16 protein-coding genes and 1 tRNA gene are annotated in these 20575 nt (G+C 46.1%); 9 read left to right on the top strand and 8 right to left on the bottom strand.

All coding sequences use genetic code 11. The features are described from left to right. Nucleotides 1-31: 31 nt before the first annotated feature. Nucleotides 32-955 carry an AraC family transcriptional regulator gene (locus tag DXD78_RS16040; protein ID WP_008665930.1) on the bottom strand — a complete coding sequence of 308 codons (924 nt, stop codon included), beginning with the start codon at nucleotides 953-955 and terminating at the stop codon, nucleotides 32-34. 246 nt (nucleotides 956-1201) lie between these two features. Between DXD78_RS16040 and DXD78_RS16035 the strand changes: the two genes are divergently transcribed. Genes DXD78_RS16035 through DXD78_RS16015 form a run of 5 tightly spaced genes read left to right on the top strand, consistent with a single transcriptional unit; the run spans nucleotide 1202 to nucleotide 5463 of the window. Beyond that, complete coding sequence (locus DXD78_RS16035) at nucleotides 1202-2053, top strand: ATP-binding cassette domain-containing protein (RefSeq protein WP_005828621.1); 852 nt, start codon at nucleotides 1202-1204, stop codon at nucleotides 2051-2053. After that, nucleotides 2053-2883, top strand: coding sequence for a hypothetical protein (locus tag DXD78_RS16030; protein WP_009037280.1), 831 nt, complete (start codon nucleotides 2053-2055; stop codon nucleotides 2881-2883). The genes DXD78_RS16035 and DXD78_RS16030 overlap by 1 nt, the downstream gene beginning before the upstream one ends. Nucleotides 2884-2885: 2 nt before the next feature. Then, nucleotides 2886-3254: a GntR family transcriptional regulator gene (locus DXD78_RS16025; RefSeq protein WP_005828614.1), complete on the top strand. Its 369-nt coding sequence runs from the start codon at nucleotides 2886-2888 to the stop codon at nucleotides 3252-3254. 12 nt (nucleotides 3255-3266) lie between these two features. Then, nucleotides 3267-4100: a hypothetical protein gene (locus DXD78_RS16020; RefSeq protein ID WP_005834894.1), complete on the top strand. Its 834-nt coding sequence runs from the start codon at nucleotides 3267-3269 to the stop codon at nucleotides 4098-4100. A 52-nt stretch (nucleotides 4101-4152) separates the two neighbouring features. Beyond that, entirely contained in the window at nucleotides 4153-5463 is a 1311-nt protein-coding gene (locus DXD78_RS16015; RefSeq protein WP_008665936.1) for an anaerobic C4-dicarboxylate transporter family protein, read from the top strand. A 641-nt stretch (nucleotides 5464-6104) separates the two neighbouring features. Here DXD78_RS16015 and DXD78_RS16010 read toward each other — a convergent pair. After that, nucleotides 6105-6177: transfer RNA gene (locus DXD78_RS16010), tRNA-Met, on the bottom strand. Nucleotides 6178-6415: 238 nt separating this feature from the next. Between DXD78_RS16010 and DXD78_RS16005 the strand changes: the two genes are divergently transcribed. The 4 genes from DXD78_RS16005 (at nucleotide 6416) to DXD78_RS15990 (ending at nucleotide 11090) form a co-directional block, all read left to right on the top strand. Then, a complete protein-coding gene (locus tag DXD78_RS16005; RefSeq protein WP_005828604.1) occupies nucleotides 6416-7000 on the top strand; it encodes a TetR/AcrR family transcriptional regulator in 585 nt (194 codons plus the stop codon). A 31-nt stretch (nucleotides 7001-7031) separates the two neighbouring features. After that, nucleotides 7032-7778 carry a 3-oxoacyl-[acyl-carrier-protein] reductase gene (fabG, locus tag DXD78_RS16000; RefSeq protein WP_005828602.1) on the top strand — a complete coding sequence of 249 codons (747 nt, stop codon included), beginning with the start codon at nucleotides 7032-7034 and terminating at the stop codon, nucleotides 7776-7778. Nucleotides 7779-7870: 92 nt separating this feature from the next. Beyond that, a complete protein-coding gene (locus DXD78_RS15995) occupies nucleotides 7871-8542 on the top strand; it encodes an RluA family pseudouridine synthase (RefSeq protein ID WP_005828600.1) in 672 nt (223 codons plus the stop codon). A 10-nt stretch (nucleotides 8543-8552) separates the two neighbouring features. Further along, entirely contained in the window at nucleotides 8553-11090 is a 2538-nt protein-coding gene (locus DXD78_RS15990) for a prolyl oligopeptidase family serine peptidase (protein ID WP_034528905.1), read from the top strand. Between the two features lie 354 nt (nucleotides 11091-11444). Here DXD78_RS15990 and DXD78_RS15985 read toward each other — a convergent pair whose 3' ends face one another. The 6 genes from DXD78_RS15985 to DXD78_RS15960 form a co-directional block, all read right to left on the bottom strand. Next, on the bottom strand, nucleotides 11445-11627 hold the full coding sequence (locus DXD78_RS15985) for a hypothetical protein (protein WP_009037277.1): 183 nt from the start codon (nucleotides 11625-11627) through the stop codon (nucleotides 11445-11447). Between the two features lie 304 nt (nucleotides 11628-11931). Then, nucleotides 11932-13035 (bottom strand): BACON domain-containing protein, encoded by a 1104-nt coding sequence (locus tag DXD78_RS15980; RefSeq protein ID WP_009037276.1) that lies wholly within the window; start codon nucleotides 13033-13035, stop codon nucleotides 11932-11934. 29 nt (nucleotides 13036-13064) lie between these two features. Continuing rightward, complete coding sequence (locus DXD78_RS15975; protein ID WP_227741016.1) at nucleotides 13065-14360, bottom strand: DUF4302 domain-containing protein; 1296 nt, start codon at nucleotides 14358-14360, stop codon at nucleotides 13065-13067. Between the two features lie 24 nt (nucleotides 14361-14384). Next, on the bottom strand, nucleotides 14385-15281 hold the full coding sequence (locus DXD78_RS15970; protein WP_034528903.1) for a putative zinc-binding metallopeptidase: 897 nt from the start codon (nucleotides 15279-15281) through the stop codon (nucleotides 14385-14387). 28 nt (nucleotides 15282-15309) lie between these two features. Beyond that, the gene (locus DXD78_RS15965; protein WP_009037273.1) at nucleotides 15310-16917 is read right to left on the bottom strand and encodes a RagB/SusD family nutrient uptake outer membrane protein; all 1608 of its coding nucleotides are present in this window, start codon (nucleotides 16915-16917) and stop codon (nucleotides 15310-15312) included. Between the two features lie 33 nt (nucleotides 16918-16950). Beyond that, the gene (locus DXD78_RS15960; RefSeq protein WP_034528901.1) at nucleotides 16951-20535 is read right to left on the bottom strand and encodes a SusC/RagA family TonB-linked outer membrane protein; all 3585 of its coding nucleotides are present in this window, start codon (nucleotides 20533-20535) and stop codon (nucleotides 16951-16953) included. Nucleotides 20536-20575 lie beyond the last annotated feature (40 nt).

The raw sequence follows: 20575 nt of genomic DNA, 5'->3' as shown, positions 1-20575 counted from the left end.
TTGTCGTGTCGGGAGGAGTGGAGAGTGATTCTTAGCTCCTCCTTTTTTGTTGCAGGGTCCCCCTTGGAGGCAGTGATTGCTTGCGGTAGTCCGTGGGTGAAGTGCCTAAGTGTGTCTTCACATACTTCCCGAAAAAGGAGATGTTGGGGAAATCCTGATGCTCGGAAATCTCCTTGATAGACTTATTGGAATACTTCAGAAAATATTTGATGTCTTCGACCACATAATCGTTTATCCACTCGAAGGCTGTCTTTCCGCTGACCTTTTTGCAGACGGTGGAAAGATATTTGGGAGTAACACACAGCTTACCCGCATAATAGGAAATAGAACGTTTTTTCACCTCGGTGCAGGCCAGCAGGTCGAGGAATCTCTTGAATAGAATGTTGCTCCGCTTCACCATTTGGCTTTCGGGAGGGGTGCTCAACTGGTTTAAATCTGCCAGCAGCTCATACAGCATGGTGCGTATCAGCGACCTGATGACTTCTTTGTAGTAGGGCTGCTCCGCTTGTTTCATTCGGGCACGTATCACCTTATAGTATAAATCGAACAGTTGCACTCTGTCCTTGTCAATGCGTACTACCGGATTCTGGCTGATATAGAAAGCCTTGTTCCATATGTCACTACTTTTATGAAGGTACTTCTGTGTAATCTGGGTCGACAGACAGAACATGGCGCCCTTGAAGTCGGAACTGGTTGTGCAATTGCTCAGAATCATATTGGGCATACAAATCAGCATCTCACCGGGGTAGATAGCATATTTTTGGGTATTGATGTTTATCTGCAGTCTTCCTTTTACACAGACCACATAGATGTTTGCATTCAACTTGAAATACTTGTTGAAAAGCAAGTTCTTGAAATCTCCAAGTATAGCAATATCGTTGTCGGTATAGTCCGTACTTGTATATTCTGCTATATTGTATGTGTTAAGTTGGTAAATCTTTTCTTCGTTTTTCATATTCATGTCTTTAGCTCCTTTGCAAATGTAAAGCAAGTGGCAGGAAATATAGAGTCCTAAATGGATACAGAAGTGTCCTAATCTTCTTGCGTGTGAGGCTAATTTCGAACCAAAGAATAGAATTGTTCCTTTTTCTGAGCATTTTTTTTCTTGAAACGCTTGTCGTATTGAAAAGAATGTCTACTTTTGCGGTGTACTATTATACTAATACACATAAACAATAAGATATTTAATTCATCCAAGCGTATGTTACAAGTAGAAAACATTTCATTTAGTTATCGCAAGGGGCGGAAAGAAGTCCTGAGCGATTTTTCACTTTCGCTGGAAGCCGGCCGGGTTTACGGTCTGTTGGGTAAGAACGGAGCCGGCAAGTCTACGTTGCTCTATCTGATGAGCGGTTTGTTGGCTCCCAAACGTGGGAGAGTGATGTATCATGATACCGACATGCGCCGCCGGTTGCCCGTCACGTTGCAGGACATGTTTCTGGTACCCGAGGAGTTCGAGCTGCCTCCTATTTCCTTGGTCAGCTATATTGAACTGAACAGTAAGTTCTATCCCCGTTTCAGCAAGGAAGACATGGTGAAGTACCTGCATTTCTTCGAGATGGATATGGATGCTGATTTGGGAGCCTTGTCCATGGGGCAGAAAAAGAAAATCTTCATGAGCTTTGCGCTGGCCACCAATACTTCCCTGCTGCTGATGGATGAGCCTACCAATGGACTGGATATTCCGGGGAAGAGCCAGTTCCGTAAATTCCTGGCTTCGGGTATGTCGGACGACAAGACGATTGTTATCTCCACCCATCAGGTGCGTGACATTGACAAAGTACTGGACCATGTGCTGATTATGGACAACAGCCGCGTATTGCTGGACGAATCCACTGCCAGCATTTGCAGTAAGCTGTTCTTCTTGGAGAGTGACGACCGGGAGTTGGCTGCGACTGCCTTGTACACGCTTCCCTCCGTACAAGGCAATTTCTTGATGCTGCCCAATACGGAAGGTGAGGAATCGGAGATTAATCTTGAACTGCTGTTTGGCGCCGTGCTTGCAGAGCCTGGGAAGATAGCGGAAATGTTTCACACTAAAACAAATGAATAATGATACGCGATACCTTTTTTAGTTTGCATCGCTTTGTGAACGTATGCCGCAAAGAGATGGTGGAGAATTGGAAGACCTATATACTCCGCTCGGTGATGGTCTACGGAATGTTGGCCATAGTCTTTGTCTGGAATGGATACTATCAGTATCACAATCTGGAAGCGGGAGCTGTGGGCATGGACCCTATCTGGGAGTTTGAGTCCAGATTCTTTCTTTGGGGACTTGTCATTTGGGGATGCATTAGCGCCTCGTTTGCCATGGAAAGGATGAAAAGCAAGACGAGTCGTACCGTTGTGCTCATGACACCTGCCACCATGTTCGAGAAATTCTTTGCCCGCTGGCTGGTGGCTACCTGCGGCTTTATCTTGGTCTTTCTGATAGCTTTCAAGCTGGCGGACTTGACAAGAGTCGTCTTCTATCTTCTGGCCTACCCGGAGCTGCATGTCGTTCACTCCTTTCCGTTGTGGGAATTCTGCTGTAACACGAACTGTTTCTATGAGACGATAGGAAGCGGACCGGCTGTGGTGGGGATATTCCTGAGCTGCTACTTTTTCCTACAGTCTTTCTTCCTGCTGGGTAGTACGGTCTGGCCCAAAAATGCACTTATCAAGACTTTTGCGGCCGGTGTCTGCATCTTCGTTTCATATATCCTGATAGCTGTATTGTGCCTGAAGGCCATTCTGCCTAATAACTTCTTCATGACTGAGCCCTATATTGACAGAGAGGCATCGGGCGGCTGGCTGATTTTTATAACTTCGTTTTTCGCCCTTTTCAACTGGGTGCTTGCCTATTTCCGTTTCAAGGAGTCCGAAATCATTAATCGCTGGTAACTATGAACTTTAAGGAAAGCAAGGCCATCTACCTGCAAATAGCAGACCGCATTTGCGACGAGGTACTTCTCGGGCAATATCAGGAGGAAGAACGTATTCCTTCGGTACGGGAATATGCGGCTGTGGTAGAGGTCAACGCCAATACGGTGATGCGTTCGTACGACTACTTGCAGACGCAAGGAGTGATTTACAACAAGCGGGGTATCGGCTATTTTGTGTCGGTAGGTGCACGTAAGCTGATTCTTTCGTTGAGGAAAGAGTATTTTCTGAAGGAGGAAGTGGATTATTTCTTCAAGCAGATTTTCACGCTGGGCATCTCTGCCGAGGAGTTGTCCGGGATGTATCAGGAGTTTATCAAGAAACAAAAATAAAAGAAGACAGTTATGAAACGAACGACTTATATAATGATAGGAATGCTGGTTACCGGTGTGGCAATGGTATGCGGACTCATGTTCTATGTGGTGGACCGCAATGTCACTCAGAAAGATAATTTTATGGAAATCGGCGGAGAACGGAAAACGGTGCAGCTGCCCTCGTGCAGGGTGTTGAAGCTGACACAGCCTCCGGTGGTGTGGAAACAGAAAAAAGAAGGTATTGTGGAGGCAGAGCGTATGTTCTCGTTCGGGGAAGTGCCGTTGGAGGTAACTGCCGGAGACTCTTTGCAGCAGGGCAGTTTCTCCTATGCAGGGGATATGGAGGCTTTTATGTCGATGACTTCCGTTGGCGATACCCTGCTCGTCACCTTTGACTTTCCGGAGGATAAGCTGGAACAGCATCTTCAGAATGACATTTGGATAAGGGTTCGTTCAGAAGGGATGGAATTGCGGTTGCCTGCGGAGGTACAAGCGGTTGTGGTAGATGTGGAGGATATGGAAACCAATTTCTACGGACTCCGTTGCGATACGCTCTCTTTCCGCACGCGATACCTTGCCCGGCTGGAAGATTGCCATGTCACTGCGCTTGCGGCGCAGGCGCAGAGCTTGCATCTCAACAGCGGCACAGTGCGCAACCTTTATCTGAATCTGGACGAGATAGCCGACTGGGATGTCAATACCGGTTCCTTCCATATCGATACGGAGCATCTGTCCGGCAGTCGCTATCATCGTTGTCTTTTGCAGAAGAATGAATGCCGCCGGGTGTTCTGGACACCGTTAAAGGATGATGCCTCTTTGAGTGTGGAGTTAAAACAAGCAGTTAAAATAGAAGTAGGTGAGTAGCCATAATACGAAATGACTTATCTTTGCACATGAATCAAAAAGTGTAGAGTATATGGCCTTGCAATTGGCATTCGTATTGGTAGCTATCATTATAGGCGCCCGCTTGGGCGGCATTGGACTAGGTGTAATGGGAGGGATAGGTCTGGCAATTCTGACGTTTGGTTTCGGATTGCAGCCTACATCACCTCCCATTGACGTTATGTTGATGATAGCCGCCGTCATTTCTGCCGCATCCTGTATGCAGGCGGCTGGCGGACTGGATTATATGGTAAAGCTGGCAGAACGGTTGTTGCGGAAGAATCCTTCGCAGGTCACCATCTTGAGCCCTATTGTGACCTATTTGTTTACTTTTGTTGCCGGCACGGGACATGTGGCATATTCGGTGCTTCCCGTGATTGCCGAGGTTGCCACGGAGACCAAGATTCGTCCCGAGAGGCCACTGGGCATTGCGGTGATTGCTTCGCAGCAGGCTATTACGGCAAGTCCCATTTCGGCTGCCACCGTCGCACTGCTTGGGTTGCTGGCGGGATTTGATGTCACCTTGTTCGATATTCTGAAAATAACGATTCCTGCTACCATTATCGGGGTACTTGTGGGCGCCTTGTTCTCCATGAAGGTGGGCAAGGAGCTGGCAGACGACCCGGAGTACAGAAAGAGGTTGACCGAAGGCTATCTTGATGTCAAGAAGGTGGAGATAAAGGATATACACAATAAACGGCATGCCGTCTTGTCCGTGCTTATCTTTATCCTTGCCACTGTTTTTATCGTGTTCTTTGGTTCGTTCGACAGTTTGCGTCCTGCCTTCGTGATAGACGGCGAGACGGTGAGACTCGGCATGTCCGCCATTATCGAAATCGTGATGCTCTCTGCCGCCGCCCTCATCTTGCTGCTGACTCGCACCGACGGCATGAAGGCAACGCAAGGTTCCGTCTTCCCGGCAGGCATGCAGGCGGTGATTGCCATATTCGGCATTGCCTGGATGGGAGATACTTTTCTTCAGGGAAACATGCTTCAGTTGACCCAGTCCATCGAGGGAGTGGTGAGGCAAATGCCGTGGCTGTTCGGGATAGCCTTGTTTGCCATGTCGATTCTGCTTTATAGCCAGGCCGCCACTGTGCGCGCACTGATGCCTTTGGGCATCGCTTTGGGCATTTCGCCTATGATACTGGTTGCTCTGTTCCCCGCTGTAAACGGTTACTTCTTTATTCCCAATTATCCCACCGTAGTGGCAGCCATCAATTTCGACCGTACCGGGACTACCCGTATCGGCAAGTATGTGCTGAACCACTCGTTCATGCTTCCCGGACTTGTTTCGACTGGCGTTGCCATCGGGCTGGGGTTGCTTTTCATCAGGATATTCTAAGGGAAACCGCTGCTTTCAATCCGTTGTATATAGGGCTTTGTTTACTTGTGTATAGGGGAGTGTTCCCTTTTACTCATTGCCTTATCAGCGCCTAATGGTCGTGCGGCGATCTGCTGACGGCTGTTAAGCGGGTTGTTGATGGCCGTTAGGCGATTGCATCATGGCCGTTGCATACTGTTGATTCCTTATGTCCGACGTAATAAATACCTTCATTCTCTGAATAAAGCACAGAGGAAAACAGTATTGAAGTCTTGGCTTTGTGTGGCTGTACGCATTTGTTCTGATTGCATTTGAAGGGGGAGGAGATGGAATTAATACCGTGTTTGCAGGATATTGATTTCGTGCAGGTACGATATAAATAAGATGTGATACAAGAAATTAATAACTTGTGTTACTTCATGTTAGCTTCTTGTGTGTCAGTATTTCTGTTTGTGAAACGGTGTGGAAGCAAATTTTGCTTCCACACTTTTGAGTTGCTTCCACCGCATCTGTAATGCCGATGAATAAAGGGATGTGGAGAGGAGGTGGAAGTGTGGAAGCAATTTGCACAAACATTATTTGCGCAAACATTTTTTTCTGTCCTTGATGGGAATTAAAAAAATGAGGATAAACGGTCTTTAAACCTTTTATCCTCATTGTAGTTGCGGAGATCCGACTCGAACGAATGACCTTTGGGTTATGAGCCCAACGAGCTACCAACTGCTCCACTCCGCGATGTTATCGTTTTGTGGGTGCAAAGGTACGGCTTTTTATTTAATATGCAAATAAAATGCATGATATTTTTGAGGTTAAGTGGATTTTAATGAGTAATATGTTGATAAATAGAACGATAATAAGCCTACTTTTTTTCTTCCTTTTTAGGGCTGTTCATTAATAAAATGAATGTTTTCTTGTAAGATATGCGGAAATGTCTTACTTTTGCTCAAATAATAAAGCAATGTGCAATTAATCTATGACCGTATCGAAGACAAAAGCTAAATTAGTGGACGTTGCCCGTCAGCTGTTTGCAAAGATGGGCGTTGAGAATACCACGATGAATGATATTGCCCTCGCTTCGAAGAAAGGTAGGAGAACGCTCTATACCTATTTTAAGAGCAAGGAAGATATCTACTTGGCTGTTGTCGAGTCGGAGCTGGATATTCTTTCGGATATGATGAAGCACGTGGTAGAGAAAGATATTCAGCCGGACGAGAAACTGATGGAGATGATTTACACCCATCTGGATGCGGTAAAAGAGGTTGTCTTTCGAAATGGTACTCTTCGTGCCAATTTCTTTCGGGATATTTGGAGAGTGGAGAAAGTGCGCAAACGTTTCGATGCTACAGAGACCCAGCTTTTCAAGGAGGTTCTGCGTGAAGGTATGGAGAAGGGCGTTTTCCAGATAGATGACTTGGATATGACTGCCGAGATTGTGCATTACAGTGTCAAAGGTATTGAAACACCTTATATTCGCGGTCATATAGGAGCCAATCTGGATGATGCGGTACGCGATACTTACGTGACCCGTCTGGTACTTGGTGCATTGGGAAAGAAGTAAGAATACATTTTATAAATAATTTTAAAATAATATGGGATTATTAGATGGAAAAACAGCCATTGTGACAGGTGCTGCACGCGGCATCGGCAAGGCTATCGCTTTGAAGTTCGCTCAAGAAGGAGCAAACATCGCATTCACTGACTTGGTGATTGATGAAAATGCCGAGGCTACGGCAAAAGAATTGGAAGCTTTGGGAGTAAAGGCAAAAGCTTATGCCTCCAATGCAGCAAATTTTGAAGACACTGCCAATGTAGTGGCAGAAATCCATAAGGACTTTGGACGTATTGATATTCTGGTAAACAATGCCGGTATTACACGTGACGGTCTGATGATGCGTATGAGCGAACAGCAATGGGATATGGTTATCAATGTCAACCTGAAATCGGCATTTAACTTTATCCATGCCTGCACACCCATCATGATGCGCCAGAAGGCGGGTAGCATTATCAATATGGCATCTGTGGTAGGTGTTCACGGCAATGCCGGCCAGGCCAACTATTCTGCTTCCAAAGCCGGTATGATTGCTTTGGCCAAGTCTATCGCTCAGGAGCTGGGTTCTCGTGGAATCCGTGCCAATGCCATTGCTCCGGGCTTCATCATGACAGCCATGACCGACGCCTTGTCTGAAGAGGTGAAGGCTGAATGGTGCAAGAAGATTCCTTTGCGTCGTGGCGGCACACCCGAAGACGTGGCAAATATCGCTACTTTCCTGGCTTCTGATATGTCTTCTTATGTATCCGGTCAGGTTATTCAGGTAGATGGTGGGATGAATATGTAATTTAATGATTAATGATTAGTGATTAATGTTTAATGAGAAGTTGGGTGTTAGTCATTAATCATTAATCACTAATCATTAAACATTAACAACCGATGACTGTCGTATACGAAGACAATCATATCATTATAGTCAACAAGACCGCTTCCGAGATAGTTCAGGGAGACAAAACGGGTGATACACCGCTTTCGGAAACTGTAAAGCAGTACCTGAAAGAGAAGTACAGCAAGCCTGGAAATGTCTTTATCGGTGTCGCTCACCGGCTGGACCGCCCCGTGAGCGGTCTTGTTGTTTTTGCCAAGACCAGTAAGGCACTGTCGCGTCTGAACGAGATGTTCAAGAATAGCGAGGTGAAGAAGACTTACTGGGCAGTAGTGAAGAACTTGCCCCGCGAGGAAGAGGGGGAATTGGTGAACTATCTGGTGCGAAATGAGAAACAGAACAAGAGTTATGCATACGACAAGGAGGTGCCGGGCAGCAAGAAAGCGATTTTGCATTACCGGCTCATCGGGCGGTCGCAGAACTATTATCTGTTGGAAATAGATTTGAAAACCGGACGCCATCACCAGATACGTTGTCAGTTGGCAAAGATGGGCTGTCCCATCAAGGGAGATTTGAAGTATGGTTCGCCCCGCTCCAATCCCGACGGCAGCATCTGTCTGCATGCGCGGTATATCCGTTTTGTGCATCCGGTGTCCAAAGAACTGATAGAAGTGGAGGCGCCCGTTCCTCCCGGAAATTTATGGAATGGTTTTGAAACGATTTAATCTTACAGTAATGAAGAAAATCACAGTTTTGTCGGGTTTGCTGCTCCTTGCGGGATTGGCTGCCCAAGCTCAGGAAAGAGTTGCTGAGTATAACGTGCGTCCGGCCGTTACGGTGCGCACTCCCCTCCAGGGCGATAGTATCAACTTCAAGGGAGACAAGTTTACTACCGGCAATCTTCTGAAGACGAAGGTCAGTCTCGACTTCGACGGAGGTCGGTACGAACGTATGGTTGCTGATACGGCTGGATATGTAACTGTGGCAAAGGCGGACAAGGACAATCTGTTCTATCTGTTTGCTACCAATCTGCGTGCGGAGCGTTTCATGAAGGGCAAGCTGAATGTATATTCTCCTGCCCGTTTTGAGGTGTTTGTAAACGGTGAATCCAAGCAAGTCAAGGAGACAGCGGAGGACAGCTTGTCGCAAGTCCGTCCTACGGCTGTCAGTTTGCGTATGGACCCCGAAGCGGATTATGAGATTGTCATCAAGTTGCTTTCAAGCGCGGACGACAAGATGCAGCCGATGCTGAAATGCGAATTTGAAAAGGAAAAGGACTTTGCCGATGTAGCCTGCCGGATGGCACCGGACATGAAGAGACGTTTCTCTTTGTTCAACACCAATTTCGGCTCCCGAGCGAGCAGGGTTTCTCTTTCGCCCAACGGCAAGTATCTGCTGACCCGCTATTCGGACAATTACGACGTGAAGCGTTCCAGGACCCGTTGTGAGCTGACCGAGGTAAAGACCGGCCGGGTGATATTGCCCAATGCCAATGAAAAGATGAACTGGATGCCCAACAGCAACAAGCTCTATTATACGGTTATGGGCGAGGAGCAGAATGACCTGGTTGTGTTCGATCCTGCCACGATGCGTGAGGAAGTGCTGCTGAAGAATGTTCCCGAAGGATATTTCAGCTGGTCTCCTACAGAAGACTATCTTATTTATATGCTCACGGACGAGGGCGAAAAGGTGAGTGGCCCGTTGAAACGTCTCTTGCATCCGGACGACCGTATCCCCAATTCTCGTGACCGCTATTATCTCATGAAATACGATGTGGCGACGGGACTTTCCGAGCGTCTGACCTACGGTAGTCACAACGTCTATCTGAATGATATTTCCCCGGATGGCAAGAAACTGTTGTGCAGCACTTCCAAGCCGGACATCACTCGATGCCCTTTCTCCCTCTCTTCTCTTTTCGAGATTGATTTGGCCACCTTGCAGGCAGATACGCTGGTCGCCTGGGATGCTTATCTGGGAAGTGCCTCCTACTCGCCGGACGGGAAACAGCTTCTGGTGACCGGCAGTCCGTCCGCCTTCGGAGGCATCGGCAAGAACTGCGGTGAACATCCCATTGCCAATGACTTTGATACCCAAGCATTCATTATGGATTTGGCTACAAAGAAAGTGCAGGCTATCACGCGCGATTTCAATCCTACGGTGTCTCCCGTGCAGTGGAACCGTGTGGACGGATGTATCTATTTCGATACGACCGATGGGGATTGCAGGCATATCTACCGTTATGTTCCGAAGACGGGAAGCTTTGAAATGCTTCCGCTTGAAGAGGATGTGATTACTTCTTTCACGCTGGCAAACGATAATCCGGCAGTGGCTGCCTATGTGGGTGGCGGGAATACCAGTACGGGCGTAGCTTATACGTATGACACGAAGAAGAAAGTCTCTACTTTGCTGGCTGATCCGATGAAACCTGTTCTCGATAAGATTGAATTGGGGCAGATGGAGGAGTGGAATTTCACAGCTTCGGACGGTACGGAGATAAAGGGAATGGTTTGTCTGCCGCCGTCTTTTGACCCGAACAAGAAGTATCCGCTTATCGTATACTATTATGGAGGAACGACTCCTACAACCCGCGGTATAACTTCCCCGTACTGTGCACAGTTGTTTGCGTCACGTGACTATGTGGTTTATGTTATCCAGCCCAGTGGTGCCATCGGGTACGGCCAGGAGTTCTCTGCACGCCATGTCAATGCATGGGGTGAGCGTACGGCCGATGAGATCATTGAAGGTACGAAGAAATTCTGTGCAGCCCATCCGTTTGTCAACGATAAACGTATCGGATGCCTGGGTGCCTCTTATGGAGGATTCATGACGATGTATCTGCAGACTAAGACGGACATGTTTGCTGCCGCTGCCTCGCATGCTGGCATCAGCAATGTGACGAGCTATTGGGGCGAGGGTTTCTGGGGATATTCCTATAACTCTGTTGCGGCAGCCGATAGCTATCCTTGGAATAATCCCGATTTGTTTACGAAACATGGAGCGCTGTTCAATGCAGACAAGATTAAGACTCCTCTGTTGTTGCTGCATGGCACGGTGGATACGAATGTACCTATCGGTGAAAGTATCCAATTGTATAATGCGCTGAAGATATTGGGTAAGCCGGTGGAATTCATTACTGTGGATGGTGAGAACCATTTTGTGCTTGATTATGCAAAGCGTGAATTGTGGCACAATTCAATCATGGCTTGGTTTGCCCGTTGGTTGCAGGATAGCCCGGCATGGTGGAATGACCTTTATCCGGAAAGACACTGGTAATCCGGTTCCTCCCGAATTTGAATAGGTGATAGGCTGCGGAACTGTTTTGATGCTTCGCAGCCTATCTTGCGCCATAACGTGTTTATAATGAATGGGATGCTGCTTTATTTTCTCTTTACTCGTTTTAAAGTTCCACTTTATCGCTGATAAAGCGACACTTTAGTCGCGATAAAGTGATGCTTTAATGGTGATAAAGTACTGCTTTATCCGCGATAAAGTGGCACTTTAATGCCGATAAAGAAAAATAAAGTTCCTTCCTGTTGGTAATGAGTAGCTTAGGAAGATGAAATGAAAAAAGCCGTTTCCCAGAATAGACAAGGGGGAAACGGCTTTTTTGTTGTAGTGTGCTTACTGTTATTGGGCCACTTTTGCTGTGTCTTGGACGTTCTCGGCTTTCTGCAAAGTATCCGTTACCACAGTGTCGTTAGACAAGGTGGTTGTCTTACTCGGCTGTTCTACCGGAGCCTTAGCTTGAGCCAAGAACGATCCGCCACAAACAAACATAAACAGGGCTGCTACTAATACTAATTTTTTCATAATTCATTTGCTTTAGGTTGATAATATATTGTTGTTAAGTCTAAGTGCTTGCTTGTTGTAGCGCTTGTGGCTTACGCTTAATATAGGTCAAATGATGTGCCAAAAGATGTGCGTGCTGATTAAGATGTTGAAGATTAGCTGCATACGCTTTTGCGCGCTGTGTGGTATAGTGTGGAAAAGTGTGGAATGTGTGGAGGGGAGTGTGGAATAATTCTACGCTTTTTGTTTTTATAACTGAAGAAGAGAGGAGAATAGCGGAATTACCGGCTTATATTCCCCTCTCTCTCAGAGGCTTTTAATAATATCAGTCTTTGTTCATAGTAAAGAAATAGAAGGCATCAGTGAAACCTTCATTATTGGCTCCATTGATTTTTGAACCTTCTTTAAAGAGAGATAATTGGAAAGCTATTTGTGTATAGTTTTTCCATTCACCGGTGTCTATCATATTCATAGAGAGACTGGAAGTGACTTCATCCCATTCAATGGCGAAAACTATTTCATATTTGGCCAGATAGCTTGTGGCAATCAATCCGCTTTTACCCTGTGCCACGGTGATGGCGCGCATTTCATGGCGCTTTCCGCTTTCATCGACTATCATGTCGACAAAGGTTGTATTCCCGATTTTCATGATACGCTTGTTCTCGTCGTATACCAATGGAACCTTTATGCCTTTTATACGACTCAAATCCTCAAAGTAATAGAGGGTGGGGTTGTCATCGTCGCGAGTCAGTCGTACCCCACTTTGTACACGTTCCTCACGTTCTTTGGCGTTTGTGCCGATAGGCCGTTCATATTTGGCTGTATAGGTGCCGGCATAACCGTGGGGACCTAATTGTACGAATATATACTTTTTGTCTCCCAGTACTGATTTGAAGGTGATGCTCCCGCTGCGCAGGTCACCGGTATTCTGCCCTATGGATACGGTGTAGGTATCACCCTTCAATTCTCCGTTCATCCAGGAAGGGGCACTGAAGTCTGTGTCATACTCACAACTGATTTTGGCAGGTATCTGTACCTCGTTGGCTTCGGCAGGGACAAAATAGAGTCTCTCGCCTTGAAGCCCCCAAATGATGCCTGCTTGGTGGACGGTGACTTGAGCTTTCTTTACGCCATCGCTAAGGGTGATAAGAGCACTTCTGCCTTCACGGGCAATCAAGGACTCGACATGAACGGTTACTATATTTCCTGATATACTGGTGGTACACCATTCCTCGCTTGAAGTGGCATTCAGAGTACGGTCGGTTTTCACTTCAATGACGCCTTGGGAGGCTTCGGCAGAGAAGTTCACATCGGATTTTACTATTTCCAGTTTTTGGGAGCTTGTCAGTTCTGAATAATCCTCTTCACTGCAGCCGGTTGCTAGTGTGAGGAGTCCAGCAAGCAACCATAATAGATGTATTTTTTTCATTATTGTTCAATTTCTATGGTTAATACTTCTTATCGGGCAATCTTGAACCAGGTATTGCTGTCGGATATACTGCTCATGACTGCTGATGTGGGGTTGTCTATGTCGTCAAATTCCACTTTGTAAGGGCTGTGCTCTTCGATGAATGTAGCGAGGGGTTGCATGAAATTGTATAACTCGAAATCATAACCGGGACCCAGCAGAATGATGCTCACCTGATTGTCCGTCCCGTCAATGGGGCGCATGTCAATACCGTAGGAAATATCGTAGTCATCCATGAACCAGCTGCTTGTCCATCCTATACAGATAGGATAGGTGTCACCTGCCGGGTAGCTGGGATTCTTTCCTATGAACATGCTTGTAATGTCTTCTCCCATTTCGTCCCTATCTTTTTCGTTGATCTCCTGAAGCAATGTCCATAAATTGTCACTCATTTCGGCTTTTTCATCATCAAAGTCGAAACTGAAAGACCACTTCATAGTACCGGCGCAGAACACCTCCATTTGATTAGGACGCGGAAAACTGACATTGGAATCCACTGCTTTCAGTTGCATATCCTCTTCCAGTATAAATTCTTGGAAAGTGCTGCCGTCAATGCTCACCGGCTCATAGAGACGGATGCCCTTATCCGTGAAGAGGTAAGGTCTGTTGGTGCGTTGGGTAACATTGTCTTGTTCGGGGTAATAGGTGAACTGTTTGGCATTCAGCAGGCATGCATGTGTATTGCCATTTACTTCAAGTCTCAAACGTGGACTGGCAGACAGACGGTCGCTCATATCCAACACTTTCTTTATATAAGTACTGGCGGGCTCTCTGAGACGGGTCAGCATCATGCGATTGCCGTGTTTTTTCCCTTTCAGTAGAATGATGTCTTGTCCTACTTCCTTAAAGGAAAATTCATAGTCGCCTTCAAAGCCGGTTGGGTTGTCACTGTCAGTCGGCTCCGACCAATAGTGCAGAAGTGGGTTGTAGGAATCGAAAGTAAGGATTACTTCCTGCTCGGCTTTTACTTGATAGAGTGAGGTGACCTCAGTGCCTGCCGGCCAACTTTCTCCACTGTCGTTGGCATAGGATATCTCGGAAGCAATGGCAGATTTCCCATTTTTGAACACGACGGTGAGGGTATAGCCACCCAGGGAACCGTCAGAAGGATAATAATCCATAATCCAGCCGTTTTCACTGTTCTCAAGCAGGTCGGTATACTCTGTCACTGCTTGGTTGAGTCGTTGGGCAGCTGAAGAGTCGAATAAGTCTGCCTCTTCATTTACGCATGAGCAGATGCAGGCCAAGTTGCATAGTAAATAGAATGTATATATAAACTTCTTCATATTTTTCATAACGATTGATAGTAATTAATCAGTTTCATCAAGTGTAGCGACGGGGCTTAGGTCTAATGTCCCATCGGTAACGTCACTCAGACGTCGCTGGGTGACGTTGCGAAGCTCGTCAAGGTTGATATTCCATGTTTCGCTCATATACTGTCTTGCCATGTTAAGCTTGCGGACGATGAGGCTTGCTCCGTTTTCGCCTGCTTTGGATAACAGTTCTTTCCACTCCGTGGGTTTTATGGAAACGTATATGGCAATTGTTTCTGCAAAATCTTCGTCAGGCTGGCTGCTGGCGTATGCATTGACAAAACCTTTTGCTTGTGCTTCTTCATCATCGGATAGGTACCAGTCATTGTCTACGTAATTGCCTTCGGAGATACGCTGGAACTCTGTATCATAGTTCTTTGTCTGATGAAGGATGTGGACAAATTCGTGGTGCATGGTTTCAAAATAGAGTGAGTTCAGGGTAGCGGCATCGAGAGTAAAGTAGTTCACCATGTAGAGTGTAATCTTCAATCCTCCTTCTGCTTGACCCAGTACGACAGACCCTGTCTCTTCATAGGCAGGAGAGCCTACCATATGAATGATTTTAGGAACATAAGTACAAGTGAAGTCCAGTCCTGCTACTTCGTCATACGCTTCTAGCCAAGTGTACTTCACCACTTTGGCCAATTTCTGTGCCATAATGAAATCGGCAGGTGCAAGTGTATAGTTGAAGTCGGTTTCCATATCTTCCAGCCGATATATCAGCTTGATATTATAGGTATCTGTATAGTTCTTTTTCAGCCATTGGTCGAAGCTGTTCTTTTCCGTGGTCGGTTCGTCGGTGAAAATACTGTTACGGTCCAGTTCTTCTTCCTGGCAGGAAGTGAATTGTAGTAATGCGAACGCCATGGCAATGATATAAAAGTAGATTCTCATAATGTTCAATATCTAGTTGTAAAGGTTATTAATTGCGAGGATTGGGTTCCATGCCAGCGTTGATAACACTTTGTGGCAGTTGGATGGCCCTGCGTGGGTCGTCGGTTTTCAGCTCATCGGTAATAGTGATTTGACTGCCCAATACGGTACGGCGGTAGATTTCAATGCCGTAGCGCTTGATGTCAAACCAACGTTTGCCTTCGTGCAGCAGTAGGATACGGCGTGCATGCAGAATGGCATGGATGAAATTCTCTTGCGTACCCGCTGCCACAGTAAAGTCGGGATGAAGTCGTTTTTTGGGAGTGGCAACTTTCGAAGTATAGTATTCCATACCCGAAATAAGTTTACCTTTGGAGTCGTATACCGGAGTACCGTAAAAGGTATTGATGTCTTCTACTGTAACGTCAGAGGTGGATTCATAGAAAGCCTTTCCCCAAATGTTGAGATCTGCCAGTGCCTTGTCATATTCTCCCTTCATGGCATAGGCTTCGGCACGTGTCAGCAAGATTTCATCAGTGGTAAGTGCCGGATACATGACATGAAGATAACCGATTCCGTTAGTCATGTCCGTAAGTTCCATGTATTCGGCCATTTTAGCCATAATCACTTTGGGTATAGCCGGATAAGACGGGATTCGGAAATAGAATTCTTCGCGGTTTCCCCAGGGGGTGTCGGCGCACGATTCAGAAGAGGCAATGGTTACATTGTGCGTGTAGCGTGAACCGGTTTTATAGGGCCCATAGGTACGCGCCCATACCGAAAAGGTGGAATAAAGCAGGAGGTTGGCCCTATCCTTGACGTCTGCATAGGCTTTGGCACGTACGGAGTTGTTACTTTCTTTAGCGCCTATGGTAGCCCAGTCACGCAATACTTCTGCAGGGGTATTGCCTAAAACTTCACCGGCATATTGAATTACTTTGTCATAGTTTGATTTGTCTTTTTGAACGTAGAACAAATAGAAGCGTGCAGCAAAGGCATAAGCAGCTTTGCGGTTGAAGTGGTATTTGGGAACGGAGAGATGTTCATCATTCATTAGGGGCAGTGCCTCTTCTATATCATCTGCCATTCTTTGATAGTCTTCCGCTACTGTGCCGCGGCTGTAGTGGGGAGATACAGCACTTTCTGATTCCGTCATGTAAGGAATGCCAAGATCGGTAGTGCTGCTTTGAGAGTTATAATTCAGGCAAAAAATATTGGTAAGTACCCAATGAGCATAGGCACGGCACATTAGTGCTTCTCCTTTTTGTGGGAGTAAGGATGAGGGAGTTCCCATTTCTTCAATGGCTTGCAGTGCAAGGTTGGCAGACGCTATAGCCTTGTAGCAGTCATTCCATAGGTCATATGGACTATCCATCTCCTTTTCGGTGATGTCTTCCCATAGAGCTGCCTGTTCTTGTAATTTGTTGATGGCGGTATAGGAGGAAAGTCCGTTTTTATCTGTGTTGTCCGAAGACATTTCGGCTATCAGTGCATAATGGCTGTTGGGATATGCCGATACCAATAGGCTGGTAATTTTCTCTTCGGTGTCAACGGTTGCCCGGTTGTCCGGCATTTTGTCCAGATAGTCGCTGCAGGAAGTACATAGGGCGGTACAGATGGCTGCTGCTGTATAAAGTATGATATGTTTCTTTTTCATGCCTAGTATTCTGATAAAGTTTTTCATTAAAAATTAAATACCGAATTTCAGTGTCAGTGTAAACTGTTTGGGTACGGGAGCGGATACACCACCAGTGCGGAAGAATTCCGGGTCTTGTCCATTCAGTTTGTCATCTGCATAAATCAGGAAAAGGTTGGTTCCTTGCAATTTCATGGAAAGGTCGCTTATTCCTATTTTACTGGTCCATCTTTTGGGAAAGTCATAGGAGAACGATATTTCTTTCATGCGGATAAAGTCTCCTTTGGCTACACGCGCTGTGGAATAGTTGTAGGCGTTATAGAGTACTTTCAAATAGCGATCATTGGTGTTCTGGCCATTGGATACAATAACCGGAACTTGGGTCACGGTTTCGTTTCCGGCGGCAATCCAGCGGTTTTTGAACTCTTTTGGCATGGCATCCAAGTCGGAATAGGAGCTGCTGAATACTGGATCAAGACGGATAACATTTCCCATGGAGTAGGTCATGAAGACATTCAACTTGAAACCTTTGTAGCTGAATATATTGCCGAAACTTCCGGTTATGGTAGGGTCTGTAGGTCCTTCGTATACCAGATGTTCCAGATTTTGACTTTGAAAATTAATATCTTCTCCGTTACAAGTCAAATTACCGTCTTGGTCGATAAATGTAGGTAGACCATCTTGGTTCAGTCCTTGGAAATTGTAGGAAAACAGACTTCTTACCGGATATCCTTTCAAGGCAAATCCGCTGCCGGATACTACGGACATGACCTCTGTTTCGGAATCGAGTTTGGTGACTTCGTTTTTGGCATGCGAGAAGATGAAATTTGTGTTCCAGGAGAAATCACGCGTCTTGATGTTGCGGGTAGAAAGGGTGAATTCTACACCATGTGATTTCATGCTGGCCACATTGGCAAATTTGCTGATTTGTCCACCCACACCTTCTGTTTGGATAATTCCTATTAAGTCATAGTTGTTACGTTTATACCAGTCTGCAGCCAAGTTGATTCGGTTATCTAAAAAACCGACTTCCATACCGATATTCAGTTCATGCTTCTTTTCGTAGGTCAGTTCGTCGTTGGCCAGGTTCAGTATCTGGAGTCCGCTTTCCTGGATATTTGTTCCTGGTCGGTAAGGTTTGTAACTGTTAATTTCAATCAGAGAATTGCTGACTGATGATGGGCCCGGGTCACCGGTCAACGAATAGGAAGCTTTGAGGGAAAGGTGGGAGATGGAGTTGCGCAGTGATTCCCAAAAGACCTCTTCGTGTACATTATAGGCACCGGATATATTCCAGGTAGGTAACCAACGGGCAGTCCGGCTTTTTCCCAGACGGTTGGTCCCCTCGTATCGAATGGTTCCATTTACAGTATATTTCCCTTTATAGGAGTAAGTGGCATTCCCGAAGAAAGCAGTTGAACGGCTGGCTGTATTGGCAAGTGAATAATAGTCTGCACCATCTTCAATGCTTTTTTTGAAGAACTGGTAGACGTAGAAAGGAATTTCTCCCATGGAATATTGCATACCCCATCCATTAAAGTAGGTCTTGTTGCGGTCAATGGAATTGGCCTCAGTACCGGCAAATAAATTAATGATATGATCTTCACCGAAGTTGGTATTGTAGTTCGCTGTAGCCCGGAAGTCATAACTTAGCATTTTGTAGGTGGTTTTTTGGTATATACCTCCTTGTGGCAAAACAGAGATAGGTAAGTCATAATCATAATCCGGGTCGTCGTATAGGAACGGATTGTTGTCACGAATGGTAGCATCGTCCATAGCCCGGTAAGCCATAGCTTGATTGGCGTCATCCTTTATGATATGTTCATTGCCGGTTTCTGAAAATTTGGCGGCTCCTAACACTCCGAGTTCCAGTCCCTTTATGGGTTTCCATTTCAGTTCGCCTTGGAATTTAAGGTCTACCACATCCAGGTTCATGTAATTATTATCCAATTCGTGCCGGATGTTGAAATCTGCATAGTTACGGGTATAGAAGGTGTGTGCATCCAGTGTACGCGATGTATTCATGGAATAGGAGTAAGGGTTGATGTCAAAATCGCGTCTTACTTCACCGGACACAGGGTCTATACTCTGACTTAATGTGCCAGGGGCTTTCTGCTTACGGTAGGAAGCTGAGGATATCAGATTCAAACTCAGTTGTTGGGAAATAGTGTAAGTTGTGTTTACATTAGCGGTATAACGGTTTACTTTGCTTTGTTGGTACCATCCCGGGTCGTTCATGACACTCAATGAAGCATAGAACGAGACCTTGTCTGTACCGGTTGAAACGCTGACCGAATGATTTTGTGTGAAGTTGCTGTTAAAGAGCTCGTCGAACCAGTTTGTATTCCGGTATTCTGCGGAGCGTAGGTATTCATTTTCTGCGGCGGGAGTATTGGCCAATGCAAAGGTACCGGTTATCGGGTCGTAGCTATTCTGGAGCTGGTACATTTTACCATAGACGCCGCTTTGGGAGGCACGGTAGGTTTCGGCGAAATTCAGCCAGCCTTTTTGCCTCATTTCCTTGTAGACACCCATCTGTTCTTGTGAATTCATGATGTTGAACTCGGAATAACTTGGAATCAAGCGGAGGGAGAATTCACCGGTATAACTGATTCTGCTCTTTCCGGCCATACCTTTCTTGGTAGTGACAACAATCACACCGGCCATGGCTCGTGCTCCGTAAATGGAGGTTGCTGAACCGTCTTTCAGAATCTGAAAGCTTTCAATATCATCGGAATTCAATCCTGCAATGGCTGAGCTGATTAGTGTTTCTGCATCTCCTGATGAGAGATCGTCGGCGCTGACTTCTGTCACATCTTCCATAATCACACCGTCCACTACCCAGAGTGGCTTGCTGTTACCATATATGGAGGTGGCACCGCGTACGCGGATTTTAGGAGCTGTACCGAATGTGCCGGATACATTCTGTACAGATACACCGGCTGCCCTGCCCTCAAGCGAACGGCTGATGTCAGGCAAGCCGCTTAATTTCATCTCTTCGCTTTTCAAACGGGTGGAAGCGCCGGTAAATAGACGTTTGTCCATTTTCTGCATGCCAGTAACAACCACTTCTTGCAGTTCTTGGGCATCTTCGTGCATCACCAGATTCATGAACTGCTCGGAGGCCTTAACCATTAATGGCTGCATACCTACATAGGTAAGGTTGATAGAGGTTGCTCCGGCTGGCAACTGAAGTTTGAAGTAGCCGTCTATGTTTGTGATGACTCCTGTTGTGTTGTCGGGGGTACTTACGGCCACACCGGGTAATGGTTGGCTGTTCTCATCTGTGACCCGCCCCGTGACCGTACGCGTTTGCTTGTCTTTTTTGTTATCAGTGGAAATGATGCTGATAAAATTCCCGTTTTGTGTATACGTGAACGGTTCATTGCCAATGATTGCTTTGATAGCTTCTCCTACTGAGGTAGTCTTGATGGAGCAAGTTGCCTTGCGGTTTTTGACATCGTCGTAGGTAAATAGGATTTTGTACCCAAAGGCTTTGCCTACCTTTTTCAATGCGTCCGACCATTCTTCGTTGTCGAAAGTGAGCTGAATGGTTTCTTTTTGTCTCTCTTGTGCGGTCGCTTGTGAAATTGCCAGCGACAATAACAAGACAAATAGAAACAAAAATCTTTTTCTCATTGCACTTTTGATTTTAAAATTATACTTTATGATTCATTTA

The sequence above is a fragment of the Bacteroides sp. D20 genome (assembly GCF_003436255.1).
Taxonomy (GTDB): domain Bacteria; phylum Bacteroidota; class Bacteroidia; order Bacteroidales; family Bacteroidaceae; genus Bacteroides; species Bacteroides uniformis.
The sequence above is the reverse complement of the archived record's forward strand: the minus strand, read 5'-3'. Positions and strand labels throughout refer to the sequence as shown.